We start from the raw sequence: 14938 nt of genomic DNA, 5'->3' as shown, positions 1-14938 counted from the left end.
TTTTATCGTACGGAAAGCGCGCAATGATACGGGTTTTAGGTGACTGACGCTATCTTCCTGCCCGGCCCGACGAAAATAAAACCGCTGGCTATGCTTAGGGGAGGAAAGTGACCGCTAAGGTATGAAAAATGAAAGCCTTTGATCTGCATCGCATGGCCCTGGACAAGGTCCCGCTGGAGTTTTTGGGGGAAGTCGCATTACGCAGTTTTTACACCTTTGTTTTAGTCTTTCTTTTTCTCAAAATTACCGGTCGACGCGGCGTGCGGCAGATGTCGCTGTTCGAGGTGCTGATAATCCTGACGCTCGGATCGGCCGCCGGGGACGTGGCCTTTTATGACGATGTGCCCATGCTGCCGGTGCTGGTGGTGTTTATCACTCTGGCCGCGCTGTATCGACTGATCATGTGGCTGATGTCCCACAGCGAAAAGCTGGAGGACCTGCTTGAAGGCAAGCCGGTGGTCATCGTCAATCAGGGCGAGCTGGCGTGGAACAAAATGCGCGAGGCGAGCCTCACCGAGTTTGAATTCTTTATGGAGCTGCGCCTGAGCGGCGTTGAGCAACTGGGGCAGGTCCGGCTGTCGATTATGGAAACCAACGGCCAGATCAGCGTTTACTTCTATCCCGATGAAGAGGTGAAATCGGGTCTTTGTATTCTTCCCGGCGAGTGCTACCCCCGCTTTACCACCGTGCCCGAAGCGGGTGAGTATGCCTGCGTGCGCTGTAGCCATATTCTCAGTATGCAGGCCGGTGAGCATCAATTATGTCCGCGCTGTGCAAATCCAGAATGGTCGAAGGCCAGCCGGGCGATTCGCGTCACATAACAGGGTTTTTATCGGGTCTGTTCTCGCCGGACAAAACATTCTGCTATGTGATTGCGCGCACAACTTACCTCCGGCATCTATTACCCGTTGCGGCGCGTGGCGCTGAATGATAAAACCGATGGTCACAGGAATAACTTATTTGCTTTTAGCGTGGTGAGGGGAAATGACTCAGGTCTTTAATTTTAGTTCTGGCCCGGCAGTATTACCGGCGGATGTGCTTAAACAGGCGCAGCAGGAACTCTGTGACTGGCAAGGTCTTGGCACATCGGTAATGGAAATTAGCCACCGTGGCAAAGAGTTTATCCAGGTGGCGGAAGAGGCTGAGGCTGACTTCCGTGAACTGCTGAACATCCCCTCTAACTATAAGGTTCTGTTCTGTCACGGCGGCGGTCGCGGCCAGTTTGCCGGCGTACCGCTGAATCTGCTGGGTGACAAAACCGCCGCGGATTATGTCGATGCGGGCTACTGGGCGGCCAGCGCGGTAAAAGAAGCGAAAAAATACTGCGCACCGAACGTGATTGACGCGAAAACGACTGTTGACGGCCTGCGTGCGGTAAAACCGATGCGCGACTGGCAGCTGAGCGATAACGCCGCTTATCTGCACTACTGTCCGAACGAAACCATCGACGGTATTGCTATCGACGAAACGCCGGACTTCGGTGACGACGTCATCGTCACCGCTGACTTCTCCTCGACGATTTTATCCAGCCCTCTCGACGTGAGCCGCTTCGGTGTGATTTACGCCGGTGCGCAGAAAAATATCGGCCCGGCAGGTCTGACCCTGGTGATCGTGCGCGAAGACCTGTTAGGTAAAGCACACCCGTCCTGTCCGTCGATCCTCGACTATAGCGTGCTCAACGATAACGACTCGATGTTTAACACGCCGCCGACCTTTGCCTGGTATCTCTCTGGCCTGGTCTTTAAATGGCTGAAAGCACAGGGTGGCGTTGCCGTTATGGATCGCATCAACCAGCAGAAAGCCGACCTGCTGTACGGCGTTATCGATCGCAGCGATTTCTATCGTAACGACGTGGCGAAGGCCAACCGTTCCCGTATGAACGTGCCGTTCCAGCTGGCGGACAGCGCGCTGGACAAAGTCTTCCTTGAGGAGTCTTTCGCCGCCGGTCTGCACGCCCTGAAAGGCCACCGTGTGGTCGGCGGGATGCGCGCCTCCATCTATAACGCGATGCCGCTGGCGGGCGTACAGGCGCTGACCGACTTTATGGTCGACTTCGAACGCCGCCACGGTTAAACCCGCTGTTTTTTACTGTACCCCCGCCGCTGGACGCCGGGGGTTTTATTCTGTTTGTAGAGAGTGAAGTTTCATGGAATCCCTGACGTTACAACCCATCGCACGGGTAGATGGCACCATCAATCTGCCAGGCTCAAAGAGTGTCTCAAACCGTGCCCTGCTGCTTGCCGCATTTGCCCGTGGCACCACCGTCCTGACCAACCTGCTGGACAGCGACGACGTGCGCCATATGCTCAATGCGCTTAGCGCGTTAGGCGTGCACTACACCCTGTCTGCCGATCGCACCCGCTGCGAAGTGACCGGCGTCGGCGGCCCGCTGCAGTCCAGCGAGAAACTGGAACTGTTCCTCGGTAACGCCGGTACGGCGATGCGCCCGCTGGCGGCGGCGCTGTGCTTAGGTGCGGGCGATCTGGTCCTGACCGGGGAGCCGCGAATGAAAGAGCGTCCGATTGGGCATCTGGTGGATGCACTGCGTCAGGGTGGGGCAAAGATTGAGTATCTGGAGCAGGAAAACTATCCTCCTCTGCGCCTGTGCGGTGGTTTCACCGGCGGCGACGTGAGCGTTGACGGCAGCGTCTCCAGCCAGTTCTTAACCGCGCTGCTGATGACCGCCCCCGTTGCGCCGCAGGACACGGTCATTACCATTAAAGGCGATCTGGTCTCTAAGCCCTATATCGACATCACGCTGCATCTGATGAAAACCTTTGGCGTTGAGGTTGAAAATCAGCAGTACCAGCGCTTCGTGGTACGTGGCGGCCAGCAGTATCAGTCGCCGGGCGAGTATCTGGTGGAAGGCGATGCGTCGTCTGCCTCCTATTTCCTCGCGGCCGGGGCGATCAAAGGCGGCACCGTGAAGGTGACCGGTATCGGTCGCAACAGCGTGCAGGGCGATATTCGCTTTGCTGACGTGCTGGAAAAAATGGGTGCGACGGTGGTCTGGGGTGACGACTATATCGCCTGTACCCGTGGTGAGCTAAACGCCATCGATATGGATATGAACCATATCCCCGATGCAGCGATGACCATCGCCACCGCGGCGCTGTTTGCCAAAGGGACCACTACGCTGCGCAATATTTACAACTGGCGCGTTAAAGAGACCGATCGTCTGTTCGCAATGGCGACCGAGCTGCGTAAAGTCGGTGCCACCGTGGAAGAGGGCGAAGATTTTATTCGCATCACGCCGCCTGCTGCACTGCAGTTTGCTGAAATCGGGACGTACAACGATCACCGTATGGCGATGTGTTTCTCGCTGGTGGCGCTGTCGGATACGCCGGTCACTATCCTTGACCCGAAATGCACCGCCAAAACTTTCCCCGATTATTTCGAACAGCTGGCGCGTATTAGCCAGCCTGCCTGATCGTTCGCCCCGCGCCGTATCACATTATGGCGCGGGGCGCACCTGTCATTGTTTGGTGACTTATTCATCGTCTGATAGTGTTACGCTTAGTGCGGGATTGTCCCGACTATTCAACTGATTAACACATGGATGATTGATGAAAAATAAAAAAATGCTTTTAGCCTGCCTGGTGGCGGCAACTTTGGTCTCTGGCTGTAAAAATATGGGCGGTATTAGCCCGGACGCACTGGCAAAATCGGGGATGTCTGCCTACAAAGCGGCGACGCTGAGCGATGCTGATGTGAAAGCGCTGTCTGACGACGCCTGCGTTGAGATGGATAAGCAAAACACCATCGCACCGGCCTCCAGCACCTACGCAAAACGTCTGGCCAAAATCTCCAGCGCGCTGGGAAGCTCCATCGACGGCACGCCGGTTAACTACAAGGTCTATCAGACAAAAGACGTTAACGCCTGGGCGATGGCTAACGGCTGCATCCGCGTTTACAGCGGCCTGATGGATATGATGACCGACAACGAAGTCGAAGCGGTTCTCGGCCATGAAATGGGCCACGTTGCGCTGGGTCATACCCGCAAAGCGATGCAGACGGCTTATGCGACGCTGGCCGCACGCGACGCCATTTCCGCAAGCAGCGCGGTTGGTGCTCAGCTCTCTGATTCCCAGCTGGGCGACCTGGCAGAGGGGATGATCAACTCAGCCTTCTCCCGTAGCCAGGAGTCCGATGCGGATGATTTCTCCTATGACCTGCTGAAAAAACGTAAAATCAGCACCAAAGGCCTGGTGACCAGCTTCGAGAAGCTGGCCAAACTGGATGCCGGCTCTGAGTCTTCAATGTTTGACTCGCATCCGCCGTCAGCAGAGCGTGCTCAGCACATCCGCGATCGTATTGCCAGCGATAAGAAATAATCTTCCTTGCTTAACGGGCTGATGTAAATCAGCCCGCCTTCCCGCGTAATTCTTCTACACTCAGCTGCAATAACGGCGTTATTCGCAAGCAATATTAACGGTCAGACGCATTGACGCGTATAATGCGCGGCGTTTACGTAACCTGCCTTGCTTGAAGGAGAATAAGATGGCGGCAATAGCCCCGGTAATCACCATTGATGGGCCAAGCGGTGCTGGTAAAGGCACTCTGTGCAAGGCGATGGCGGAAGCATTGCAGTGGCATCTGCTGGACTCGGGTGCGATCTATCGCGTGCTTGCGCTTGCCGCGCTGCACCACCATGTGGACGTCACGTCGGAAGAGATCCTGGTGCCGCTGGCGGTACATCTGGACGTACGCTTTGTCTCGACGGACGGCAGGCTGGAAGTGATCCTCGAAGGTGAAGATGTCAGCGGTGAGATCCGCACCCAGGAAGTGGCGAATGCCGCTTCGCAGGTGGCGGCATTCCCCCGCGTACGTGAAGCCCTGCTGCGCCGTCAGCGCGCTTTCCGTGAAGCGCCGGGCCTGATCGCCGACGGCCGCGATATGGGTACCGTGGTGTTCCCCGACGCGCCGGTTAAAATTTTCCTTGATGCCTCACCGGAAGAACGTGCGCAGCGTCGCATGCTGCAGTTGCAGGAGAAGGGCTTTAGTGTTAACTTTGAACGCCTTTTGGCCGAAATAAAGGAACGCGACGATCGCGACCGTAATCGGCCCGTGGCGCCACTGGTGCCCGCAGCTGATGCTTTAGTGCTGGATTCAACCCGCTTAAGCATTGAGCAAGTGATTGAAAAAGCGCTATACTATGCGCGCCAAAAATTGGCACTCGCTGAATAAGCGACAGAATGCAGTACCCCGCTGCAAAGGATTGTCAGCGGTATGTGAAACAACCCCATCCGGCATGGAGCCAGGTGGACGTTAAATATGAAACCTGAAGATTAAACATGACTGAATCTTTTGCTCAACTATTTGAAGAATCCTTAAAAACCATCGAAACCCGTCCGGGTTCCATCGTTCGTGGTGTTGTTGTTGCTATCGACAAAGATATCGTACTGGTTGACGCCGGTCTGAAATCTGAGTCCGCCATTCCGGCTGAGCAGTTCAAAAACGCCCAGGGCGAACTGGAAATCCAGGTTGGTGACGAAGTTGACGTTGCTCTCGATGCAGTAGAAGACGGCTTCGGTGAAACCCTGCTGTCCCGTGAAAAAGCTAAACGTCATGAAGCTTGGATCACGCTGGAAAAAGCTTACGAAGAAGCTGAAACTGTCGTCGGTGTTATCAACGGCAAAGTTAAAGGTGGCTTCACTGTTGAGCTGAACGGTATTCGCGCGTTCCTGCCGGGTTCCCTGGTAGACGTTCGTCCGGTTCGCGACACGCTGCACCTGGAAGGCAAAGAGCTTGAATTCAAAGTCATCAAGCTGGACCAGAAGCGTAACAACGTTGTTGTTTCCCGTCGTGCCGTTATCGAATCCGAAAACAGCGCAGAACGCGATCAGCTGCTGGAAAACCTGCAGGAAGGCATGGAAGTTAAAGGTATCGTTAAGAACCTCACTGACTACGGTGCATTCGTTGATCTGGGCGGCGTTGACGGCCTGCTGCACATCACTGACATGGCCTGGAAACGCGTTAAGCATCCGAGCGAAATCGTGAACGTGGGCGACGAAATCACTGTTAAAGTGCTGAAGTTCGACCGCGAGCGTACCCGTGTATCCCTGGGCCTGAAACAGCTGGGCGAGGATCCGTGGGTTGCTATCGCTAAGCGTTACCCGGAAGGCACCCGCCTGACTGGCCGCGTGACCAACCTGACCGACTACGGCTGCTTCGTTGAAATCGAAGAAGGCGTTGAAGGCCTGGTGCACGTTTCCGAAATGGACTGGACCAACAAAAACATCCACCCGTCCAAAGTTGTTAACGTTGGCGACGTAGTGGAAGTGATGGTTCTGGATATCGACGAAGAACGTCGTCGTATCTCCCTGGGCCTGAAACAGTGCAAAAACAACCCGTGGCAGCAGTTCGCGGAAACCCACAACAAGGGTGACCGTGTTGACGGTAAAATCAAGTCTATCACTGACTTCGGTATCTTCATCGGCCTGGACGGCGGCATCGACGGCCTGGTTCACCTGTCTGACATCTCCTGGAACGTTGCAGGCGAAGAAGCAGTTCGTGAATACAAAAAAGGCGACGAAATCGCAGCGGTTGTTCTGCAGGTTGACGCAGAGCGCGAGCGTATCTCTCTGGGCGTTAAACAGCTCGCAGAAGATCCGTTCAACAACTGGGTTGCTGTGAACAAGAAAGGCGCTATCGTAAACGGTAAAGTAACTGCAGTTGACGCGAAAGGCGCAACCGTAGAACTGGCCGACGGCGTTGAAGGTTACCTGCGTGCTTCTGAAGCATCCCGTGACCGCGTTGAAGACGCAACTCTGGTTCTGAACGTAGGCGACGACGTTGAAGCTAAATTCACCGGTGTTGACCGTAAGAACCGCGCAATTAGCCTGTCTGTTCGTGCTAAAGACGAAGCTGATGAGAAAGATGCAATCGCTACTGTTAACAACAAACAGGAAGAAGGCAACTTCTCTAACGCGATGGCTGAAGCGTTCAAAGCAGCTAAAGGCGAGTAAGTTACTCCCTGACTTTCGGGCCGTAGCGGGTCGCTTTGCTACCCTTGCAGCCTGAAGGTTGAAGAGTTACTTGACAGATTGCAGGATTCGTCCTGTAATCAAGCACAAAGGGCGGCTTTTTGCCGCCCTTGTTTGATGCTGTTAGCTAAAATTCCTGATCAGGAAACCGGAGGAAACATGACCAAGTCAGAGTTAATCGAAAGACTTGCAAGCCAGCAATCTCATATCCCGGCGAAAGCGGTGGAAGATGCGGTAAAAGAGATGCTTGAGCATATGGCCTCTACACTCGCACAGGGCGAGCGTATTGAAATCCGCGGTTTCGGCAGCTTCTCCTTGCACTATCGTGCTCCGCGCACCGGGCGTAACCCGAAAACCGGCGATAAAGTGGATCTGGAAGGTAAATACGTTCCGCACTTCAAGCCAGGTAAAGAACTGCGCGATCGCGCCAATATTTACGGTTGAGTTCTGTTGCGGGCAGCCGCCCACAAGATCTGGACCTTATGGAAAAAGCACCCGACCGGGTGCTTTTTTCTTTTCTGCTCTGCTCGCACTTCTCCCCGGCGATGCTGCAACGACAACGAAAGTCTGCACTGCGTTACGCAGACTGAACAAGCTCCCGCCGACAGGGCGCAGCCGACGCGCGATACTCCCGTTAACAGGAGGAATCGATGCCGCTGCCGCGACTCTGTATCTGCATTATTACCGGCATACTGCCGCTATTCTGGCTACCGACGCTGCCCGCGTACTCGACCACTGTTGTGGTGCTGGGCTGCGGTTTTGTCCTTGCAGCAACGCCGCTATCCGTTCTGCGCTACGTCGGGTTAACGACCGTTTTCTTCGGCTGGGGGCTACTGGCCGCGCAGGAAGTGGTGCAGCCTGCCGAAACCCTTGCGGGCCGCGACCGTCAGGTTGAGGTCACCCTCGCCACCACTGACGGCGTCGGTAAACACGAAGGCTTTATCATCAGGCACGACGGCAGGCGTCTGTTTCCGGCACCCGGCGTGAAGCTCTACAGCGATGCGCTGCCAGAACCAGTCTGTGGTGGCCAGCGCTGGGCGATGACTCTGCGCCTGCGTCCGGTGCATAGCCAGCTTAATGAAGGCGGGTTCGATGGCCAGCGCTATGCCCTGTCGCAGAATAAACCTGTCACGGGTCGTGTTCTCAAGGCCCGTTTGATTGACGGTCGCTGTAGTCCGCGTGCCCGTTATCTCGACTCGCTGAGCACCACGCTTGAGGACTACCCCTGGAAGTCGGTGATTCTGGCGCTGGGTATGGGGGAACGGGTGGCGCTGTCGGCAGAGGTAAAATGGCTGATGCGCCAGACCGGGATTGCCCATCTGATGGCCATTTCCGGCCTGCATATCGGGCTTGCCGGATCGCTGGGGTGGCTGCTGGCACGTGCAGTACAGTTCTTTTTACCCTGTCGCTGGGTCCGCTGGTTTATTCCGCCGCTGGTTGGCCTGGCCGGTGCGATCCTGTATGCCACATTAAGCGGTTTACAGCCCCCGGCGCTGCGGACCATTGTCGGGATGAGCCTCTGGATGCTGCTGCGCCTGAGCGGGGTACAGTGGAGGGCCTGGCAGGTATGGCTGTGCTGTATCGCCGGGATCCTGGTGGTCGATCCGCTGGCGATACTGTCCGATAGCCTGTGGCTGTCGGCACTGGCTGTGGCTGCGCTGATTTTCTGGTTTCAGTGGCTGCCGTTTTCCCGCGTGAGGGCGGCATGGGGACTTAACGCGCTGAAAGGGCTGGTGCATATTCAACTGGGCATGACGCTGCTCCTGTTGCCGATGCAGGTGGCTCTGTTTCACGGTATCAGCCTGACATCGATGCTGGCAAATCTGCTGGCGGTGCCGCTGGTCACTTTTGTGGTGGTGCCCATTATCCTGGCTGGCATGATATTGCATCTGTCCGGTCCGGCCGGGCTGGAGCAACTGGCCTGGTATCTGGCGGATCGCCTGCTGGCGCTGATGTTTTATCTGCTGACGCTGTTGCCTGACGGCTGGCATAGCCTCGACGGGCGCTGGCTGTGGGCGACGCTGCTGCCCTGGCTTTCGGTGATCGCCTGGCGACTCCGGCTATGGCAGGCTTGCCCCGCCGTTTGCCTGGCGCTGCCCGTGCTGCTGACGTTTCCGCTCTGGCAAAAAAGCCGGGACGATAGCTGGTCGGTACATATGCTGGACGTGGGGCACGGTCTGGCGCTGGCGATTGTGCGACACGGACGCGCTATTCTCTACGATACCGGTCCGGCATGGCCCGGTGGCGATGCGGGTCAGCAGGCCATCGATCCCTGGCTGCGCTGGCACAATATCAGGCTGGACGGCATGATCATTAGCCATAGCCATCTCGATCATCGCGGTGGGTTGCGTAGCTTACAGGCCGCCTGGCCCACCGCCTGGGTACGTAGCCCGCTGGGCTGGGAAGGGCACCAGCCCTGTCAGCGCGGCGACCGCTGGCAGTGGCAGGGCCTGACCTTTAGCGTTCACTGGCCGCTGCCCGGCAATAGAGATGAGGGCAATAACGGTTCCTGCGTGGTCAAGGTGGACGACGGGCGGCATAGCATCCTGTTAACCGGCGATATTGAAGCCCCGGCAGAGGCAAAAATGCTGTCCCGCTACTGGACGCATCTGGCGGCTACACTTATTCAGGTTCCGCATCACGGTAGCCGGACATCATCGACGGTGACGCTGCTACGGCGGGTAAAGGGCAGCGTGGCGCTGGCATCAACGTCCCGTTTTAACGCCTGGCGACTGCCGTCGAAAAGCGTCGTTGAACGCTACCAACAGCAGGGCTATCAGTGGCTGGATACGCCACATGAAGGGCAGGTGACGGTGGTTTTTTCTGCCGGAACCTGGAAAATACACAGTTTGAGAAGGGATATTTTACCCCGTTGGTATCATCAGCGGTTTGGCGCGAGAGGGGATAACGGGTAGAATATGCGGCTATTTCAACAGATGCTGGTTTTCTGAATGCATAACGATAAAGATCTCTCCACGTGGCAAACGTTCCGCCGACTCTGGCCCACTATTGCGCCGTTTAAAACCGGGCTTGCCGTGGCCGCAGTGGCGTTAGTACTGAACGCAGCCAGCGACGCCTTTATGCTGTCGCTGCTCAAACCGTTACTGGATGAGGGTTTTGGTAAGGCAGATCGCTCCGTGCTGCTGTGGATGCCGCTGGTGGTGATTGGGCTGATGATCGTGCGCGGTATTACCAGCTATATCTCCAGCTACTGTCTCTCCTGGGTCTCCGGCAAAGTGGTGATGACCATACGTCGTCGACTGTTTGGCCATATGATGGGAATGCCGGTCTCCTTTTTCGATAAGCAGTCTACCGGCACGCTGCTATCCCGAATCACCTATGATTCCGAGCAGGTGGCGTCATCGTCTTCCAGCGCACTGATTACCGTCGTTCGTGAAGGGGCGTCGATTATCGCGCTCTTTGCGATGATGTTTTACTACAGCTGGCAGCTGTCGCTGATTCTGATCGTGCTCGCGCCGATTGTCTCTATTGCTATCCGCGTGGTGTCTAAGCGTTTCCGTTCCATCAGTAAGAACATGCAGAACACCATGGGGCAGGTGACCACCAGCGCAGAACAGATGCTGAAGGGCCACAAAGAGGTGCTGATCTTTGGTGGGCAGGAAGTCGAAACCCAGCGCTTCGATAAGGTCAGCAATAAAATGCGCCTGCAGGGCATGAAAATGGTCTCTGCTTCCTCCATTTCCGATCCGATTATTCAGCTGATTGCCTCCCTGGCGCTGGCCTTTGTGCTCTATGCTGCCAGTTTCCCGAGCGTGATGGCAACCCTGAGCGCGGGCACCATTACCGTGGTCTTCTCATCGATGATCGCCCTGATGCGTCCGCTGAAATCACTGACTAACGTGAACGCCCAGTTCCAGCGCGGGATGGCCGCCTGCCAGACGCTGTTCGCCATTCTGGATAGCGAGCAGGAAAATGACGACGGCACGCGCGTGGTTGAGCGTGCTCGCGGCGATATCGAATTCCGCAATGTCACCTTCACCTATCCGGGCCGCGAAACGCCAGCCCTGCGCGATATTAACCTGACGATCCCGGCGGGGAAAACCGTGGCGCTGGTGGGGCGTTCCGGTTCCGGTAAATCCACGCTCGCCAGCCTGCTGACCCGTTTTTATGACGTTGATGAAGGCGAGGTCCTGATGGATGGTCACGACCTGCGCGAGTACAAGCTGTCGTCGCTGCGTAATCAGGTGGCGCTGGTTTCCCAGAACGTGCACCTCTTTAATGACACCGTGGCGAATAACATCGCCTATGCGCGTACCGAAGAGTTCAGCCGTGAGCAGATCGAAAATGCGGCGCGAATGGCCTATGCCATGGACTTTATCAGTAAGATGGATAACGGCCTGGATACCATTATCGGTGAAAACGGCGTGCTGCTTTCCGGCGGCCAGCGTCAGCGTATTGCTATTGCCCGTGCGCTGCTGCGCGACAGCCCGATCCTGATTCTGGATGAAGCGACCTCGGCGCTGGATACCGAGTCCGAACGCGCTATCCAGTCCGCGCTGGACGAGCTGCAGAAAAACCGTACTTCGCTGGTGATTGCCCACCGTCTGTCGACCATTGAAAAGGCCGATGAGATTGTGGTGGTGGAAGATGGCCGTATCGTCGAGCGTGGCAACCATGCCGAGCTGGTTGAAATGCGCGGCGTCTATGCCCAGCTGCATAAAATGCAATTCGGCGCATGATTGCCCGTATCTGGTCCGGTGAATCGCGGCTGTGGCTCCTGCTGCTGCCGCTATCCTGGCTATACGGTCTGGTCAGCGGACTGATTCGCCTGAGCTACCGACTGGGGCTGCAGAAAGCCTGGCGTGCGCCGGTGCCGGTGGTCGTAGTGGGAAACCTGACGGCGGGCGGCAACGGCAAAACGCCGGTGGTTATCTGGCTGGTTGAGCAGCTACAGCGTCGCGGATTGAGGGTTGGCGTGGTATCACGCGGCTATGGCGGTCGTGCGGCACACTATCCGCTGCTGCTGGATGCCTCGACCACCACGGCCGAAGCGGGCGATGAGCCGGTCTTGATTTATCAGCGAACCGGCGCACCGGTTGCCGTGTCACCTGTGCGAAGCGATGCGGTAAAAGCGCTGCTGGCGCAGCATGCGCTACAGTTGATCATCACCGATGATGGACTCCAGCACTACCGCCTGGCTCGCGATAAAGAAATTGTCGTGGTTGACGGCGTGCGGCGCTTTGGCAACGGCTGGTGGCTTCCTGCTGGGCCGATGCGGGAACGCGCGTCTCGCCTGAAAAGCGTTGATGCGGTGATTACGAATGGCGGCGTTCCGCGCAGCGGTGAAATCGGGATGCGCCTGCTGCCTGCTCAGGCGGTGAACCTTCTCAGCGGCGAACGCCGTGACGTTGTGCGGCTGAAAAACCTGGTTGCGATGGCCGGTATCGGACATCCGCCGCGCTTTTTCGCGACGCTTGAAAGCTGCGGCGCAGTGCTGCAAAAAACCGTTGCCCTGGCGGATCACCAGGCCCTGAGCCATGCGCAGGTGGCGGCACTGGTCAACGACGGTGATACGCTGATTATGACCGAGAAAGACGCGGTGAAGTGCCGCGCCTTTGCGGAAGACAACTGGTGGTATCTGCCGGTCGATGCCCGGCTTGACGAACCTGCCGCCGACGCGCTATTACAGGAACTTATCACTCTGGCGCACCGTTAGTTCTCGTTACGGGCGCTTCTGATTCGCTGACAGGAATCCCGATGCCCGTAACGCCACTTTCGCTGACCGCCGCCCGCCATTTACACCTTGCTGCGCAGGGGCTGCTTAAAAAGCCCCGTCGCCGCGCCCGCCCCGCCGATGTGCTCGACAGCATCCGGCAAATGTCGCTTCTGCAGATAGACACCATCAATATTGTTGCCCGCAGCCCTTACCTGGTGCTGTTCAGCCGTCTTGGGACGCTGCAAAATCAGTGGCTGGATGAGGCGCTGAAGCGTGGCGAGCTGATGGAATACTGGGCGCATGAGGCCTGTTTCCTGCCGCGCAGCGACTTTGGGCTGATGCGCCACCGCATGCTTTCGGCGGAGAATATGGGCTGGAAGTATCGTCGTAGCTGGATGGAAGAGCATGCCGATGAAATTGCCCTGCTGCTGGCCCATATCGAAGAGCGCGGTCCGGTCCGCTCGGCGGATTTCACCCACCCTCGCAAAAGCGCCACCGGCTGGTGGGACTGGAAACCGCATAAACGGCATCTGGAAGGGCTGTTTACCGCAGGTCAGGTGATGGTGGTTGAGCGGCGTAATTTTCAGCGCGTTTACGATTTAACCCAACGGGCGATGCCCGACTGGGATGACGAACGGGATTTCATCCCGAAGCCCGAGGCGGAAGCCCGAATGCTGCTGAACAGCGCCCGCAGCCTCGGTATTTTCCGTCCCCAGTGGCTGGCGGACTACTACCGGCTGCGCCAGCCCTCGCTGCCTGCGCTACTGGCCGAGTGGCAGGCGCAGGGGGAGATCCTGCCGGTGGAGGTGGAGACCCTGGGGCCGATGTGGCTGCACCGGGATCTGCTCCCGCAGATGGCGCTGGCCCAGGCCGGTAAGCTTACCGCCACCCACAGCACGGTATTATCCCCGTTTGATCCGGTGGTCTGGGATCGAAAACGTGCGGAGCAGCTGTTTAATTTCAGCTATCGCCTGGAGTGCTATACCCCGGCGCCGAAGCGTCAGTACGGCTATTTTGTTCTGCCGCTGCTTCATCAGGGCAGGCTGGTCGGCCGGATGGACAGCAAGATGCATCGCAAAGCGGGCGAGCTGGAGATCATGGCGCTCTATCTGGAGCCGGAGACAAACCTTAGCGCATCGCTGGAGCAGGGGCTGAAGCGGGCAATTGATGATTTTGCCGCGTGGCAGGGTGCAAGCGTGGTGCGCCTGGGACATCTGCCCGCTGGATTATTCGCCGGACGCACCGGCGGCTGGGAAATTGACGCCGTCTGAGCTGCCAGTGTGGTATGCTTTCGGCAAATTTTGCGCGTTATCTGGAGGAACAATGGATCATCGTCTGCTTGAAATTATCGCCTGTCCCGTATGTAACGGGAAACTGAATTACATCCAGGATAAACAAGAACTTATTTGCAAAATCGACAATCTGGCCTTTCCGGTGCGCGACGGTATTCCCGTCCTGCTGGAAAATGAAGCCCGCGTGCTGGCAGCGGAAGAGAGCAGACCATGAGTTTCGTTGTCATTATTCCGGCGCGCTACGCCTCCACCCGTCTGCCGGGAAAACCGCTGCAGGATATTAACGGCAAACCGATGATCGTCCACGTTCTGGAGCGCGCTCGCGAATCCGGCGCGTCACGGATTATCGTGGCAACCGACCATGACGAAGTGGCGCGGGCGGTCGAAGCGGCGGGCGGCGAAGTCTGCATGACCCGGGCCGACCACCAGTCCGGTACCGAGCGTCTGGCGGAAGTGATCGAGAAGTGCGGCTTTAGCGATGACACAGCTATTGTTAACGTGCAGGGCGATGAGCCGATGATCCCGCCGGTGATCATCCGCCAGGTGGCGGAAAACCTGACCAACAGTCAGGCCGGTATGGCCACCCTTGCTGTGCCGATCCACAGCGCCGAAGAGGCGTTCAACCCGAACGCGGTTAAGGTGGTGATGGATGCGCAGGGCTATGCGCTCTATTTCTCCCGCGCCACCATTCCCTGGGATCGGGACCGTTTTGCCCAGTCCCGGGAGACGATCGGCGACACGCTGCTCCGTCATATCGGCATCTACGGCTATCGCGCCGGTTTTATTCGTCGCTATGTCAGCTGGCCGGCAAGTCCGCTGGAGCAGATCGAAATGCTGGAGCAGCTGCGCGTGCTCTGGAACGGTGAAAAAATCCATGTGGCGGTGGCACAGCAGGTGCCGGGCACCGGCGTGGATACCCCGGAAGATCTCGCCCGCGTTCGTCTGGAAATGCGTTAATTCCTCTTCCCCTCCGCCCGGAGGGG

General features: G+C 57.4%; 13 protein-coding genes. All 13 read left to right on the top strand.

Annotated features, from left to right (window positions below):
- Positions 1-128: 128 nt before the first annotated feature.
- The 13 genes from EDF81_RS08720 (at position 129) to kdsB (ending at position 14912) form a co-directional block, all read left to right on the top strand.
- Complete coding sequence (locus EDF81_RS08720; protein ID WP_123347763.1) at positions 129-821, top strand: DUF421 domain-containing protein; 693 nt, start codon at positions 129-131, stop codon at positions 819-821.
- 163 nt (positions 822-984) lie between these two features.
- Positions 985-2073 carry a 3-phosphoserine/phosphohydroxythreonine transaminase gene (gene serC, locus EDF81_RS08715; protein ID WP_123347762.1) on the top strand — a complete coding sequence of 363 codons (1089 nt, stop codon included), beginning with the start codon at positions 985-987 and terminating at the stop codon, positions 2071-2073.
- A gap of 73 nt (positions 2074-2146) precedes the next feature.
- The gene (gene aroA, locus EDF81_RS08710) at positions 2147-3430 is read left to right on the top strand and encodes a 3-phosphoshikimate 1-carboxyvinyltransferase (protein WP_123347761.1); all 1284 of its coding nucleotides are present in this window, start codon (positions 2147-2149) and stop codon (positions 3428-3430) included.
- 136 nt (positions 3431-3566) lie between these two features.
- Positions 3567-4334, top strand: coding sequence for a M48 family metallopeptidase (locus EDF81_RS08705; RefSeq protein WP_123347760.1), 768 nt, complete (start codon positions 3567-3569; stop codon positions 4332-4334).
- A 166-nt stretch (positions 4335-4500) separates the two neighbouring features.
- A complete protein-coding gene (gene cmk / locus EDF81_RS08700; RefSeq protein ID WP_123347759.1) occupies positions 4501-5187 on the top strand; it encodes a (d)CMP kinase in 687 nt (228 codons plus the stop codon).
- Positions 5188-5294: 107 nt separating this feature from the next.
- The gene (gene rpsA / locus EDF81_RS08695) at positions 5295-6968 is read left to right on the top strand and encodes a 30S ribosomal protein S1 (RefSeq protein WP_123347758.1); all 1674 of its coding nucleotides are present in this window, start codon (positions 5295-5297) and stop codon (positions 6966-6968) included.
- A 177-nt stretch (positions 6969-7145) separates the two neighbouring features.
- Positions 7146-7430, top strand: a complete 285-nt coding sequence (gene ihfB / locus EDF81_RS08690; protein ID WP_031520200.1) for an integration host factor subunit beta — start codon at positions 7146-7148, stop codon at positions 7428-7430.
- Positions 7431-7636: 206 nt separating this feature from the next.
- Positions 7637-9901, top strand: a complete 2265-nt coding sequence (locus tag EDF81_RS08685; RefSeq protein ID WP_123347757.1) for a ComEC family protein — start codon at positions 7637-7639, stop codon at positions 9899-9901.
- Between the two features lie 36 nt (positions 9902-9937).
- Entirely contained in the window at positions 9938-11686 is a 1749-nt protein-coding gene (msbA, locus tag EDF81_RS08680) for a lipid A ABC transporter ATP-binding protein/permease MsbA (protein WP_123347756.1), read from the top strand.
- Complete coding sequence (gene lpxK / locus EDF81_RS08675; RefSeq protein ID WP_123347755.1) at positions 11683-12663, top strand: tetraacyldisaccharide 4'-kinase; 981 nt, start codon at positions 11683-11685, stop codon at positions 12661-12663. Before msbA ends, lpxK begins: the two co-directional genes overlap by 4 nt.
- A gap of 41 nt (positions 12664-12704) precedes the next feature.
- Positions 12705-13934 carry a winged helix-turn-helix domain-containing protein gene (locus tag EDF81_RS08670; protein ID WP_123347754.1) on the top strand — a complete coding sequence of 410 codons (1230 nt, stop codon included), beginning with the start codon at positions 12705-12707 and terminating at the stop codon, positions 13932-13934.
- A 52-nt stretch (positions 13935-13986) separates the two neighbouring features.
- Entirely contained in the window at positions 13987-14169 is a 183-nt protein-coding gene (ycaR, locus tag EDF81_RS08665) for a protein YcaR (protein WP_123347753.1), read from the top strand.
- Positions 14166-14912, top strand: coding sequence for a 3-deoxy-manno-octulosonate cytidylyltransferase (gene kdsB, locus EDF81_RS08660; protein WP_123347752.1), 747 nt, complete (start codon positions 14166-14168; stop codon positions 14910-14912). The genes ycaR and kdsB overlap by 4 nt, the downstream gene beginning before the upstream one ends.
- The last annotated feature ends 26 nt before the right edge of the window (positions 14913-14938 follow it).

Source organism: Enterobacter sp. BIGb0383 (genome assembly GCF_003751845.1).
GTDB lineage: Bacteria > Pseudomonadota > Gammaproteobacteria > Enterobacterales > Enterobacteriaceae > BIGb0383.
The sequence above is the reverse complement of the archived record's forward strand: the minus strand, read 5'-3'. Positions and strand labels throughout refer to the sequence as shown.

Excerpts from the sequence above, each read along its gene's own strand:
- EDF81_RS08720 (WP_123347763.1), top strand. The coding sequence starts at position 129 with ATGAAAGCCTTTGATCTGCATCGCATGGCCCTGGACAAGGTCCCGCTG.
- serC (WP_123347762.1), top strand. The coding sequence starts at position 985 with ATGACTCAGGTCTTTAATTTTAGTTCTGGCCCGGCAGTATTACCGGCG.
- aroA (WP_123347761.1), top strand. The coding sequence starts at position 2,147 with ATGGAATCCCTGACGTTACAACCCATCGCACGGGTAGATGGCACCATC.
- EDF81_RS08705 (WP_123347760.1), top strand. The coding sequence starts at position 3,567 with ATGAAAAATAAAAAAATGCTTTTAGCCTGCCTGGTGGCGGCAACTTTG.
- cmk (WP_123347759.1), top strand. The coding sequence starts at position 4,501 with ATGGCGGCAATAGCCCCGGTAATCACCATTGATGGGCCAAGCGGTGCT.
- rpsA (WP_123347758.1), top strand. The coding sequence starts at position 5,295 with ATGACTGAATCTTTTGCTCAACTATTTGAAGAATCCTTAAAAACCATC.
- ihfB (WP_031520200.1), top strand. The coding sequence starts at position 7,146 with ATGACCAAGTCAGAGTTAATCGAAAGACTTGCAAGCCAGCAATCTCAT.
- EDF81_RS08685 (WP_123347757.1), top strand. The coding sequence starts at position 7,637 with ATGCCGCTGCCGCGACTCTGTATCTGCATTATTACCGGCATACTGCCG.
- msbA (WP_123347756.1), top strand. The coding sequence starts at position 9,938 with ATGCATAACGATAAAGATCTCTCCACGTGGCAAACGTTCCGCCGACTC.
- lpxK (WP_123347755.1), top strand. The coding sequence starts at position 11,683 with ATGATTGCCCGTATCTGGTCCGGTGAATCGCGGCTGTGGCTCCTGCTG.
- EDF81_RS08670 (WP_123347754.1), top strand. The coding sequence starts at position 12,705 with ATGCCCGTAACGCCACTTTCGCTGACCGCCGCCCGCCATTTACACCTT.
- ycaR (WP_123347753.1), top strand. The coding sequence starts at position 13,987 with ATGGATCATCGTCTGCTTGAAATTATCGCCTGTCCCGTATGTAACGGG.
- kdsB (WP_123347752.1), top strand. The coding sequence starts at position 14,166 with ATGAGTTTCGTTGTCATTATTCCGGCGCGCTACGCCTCCACCCGTCTG.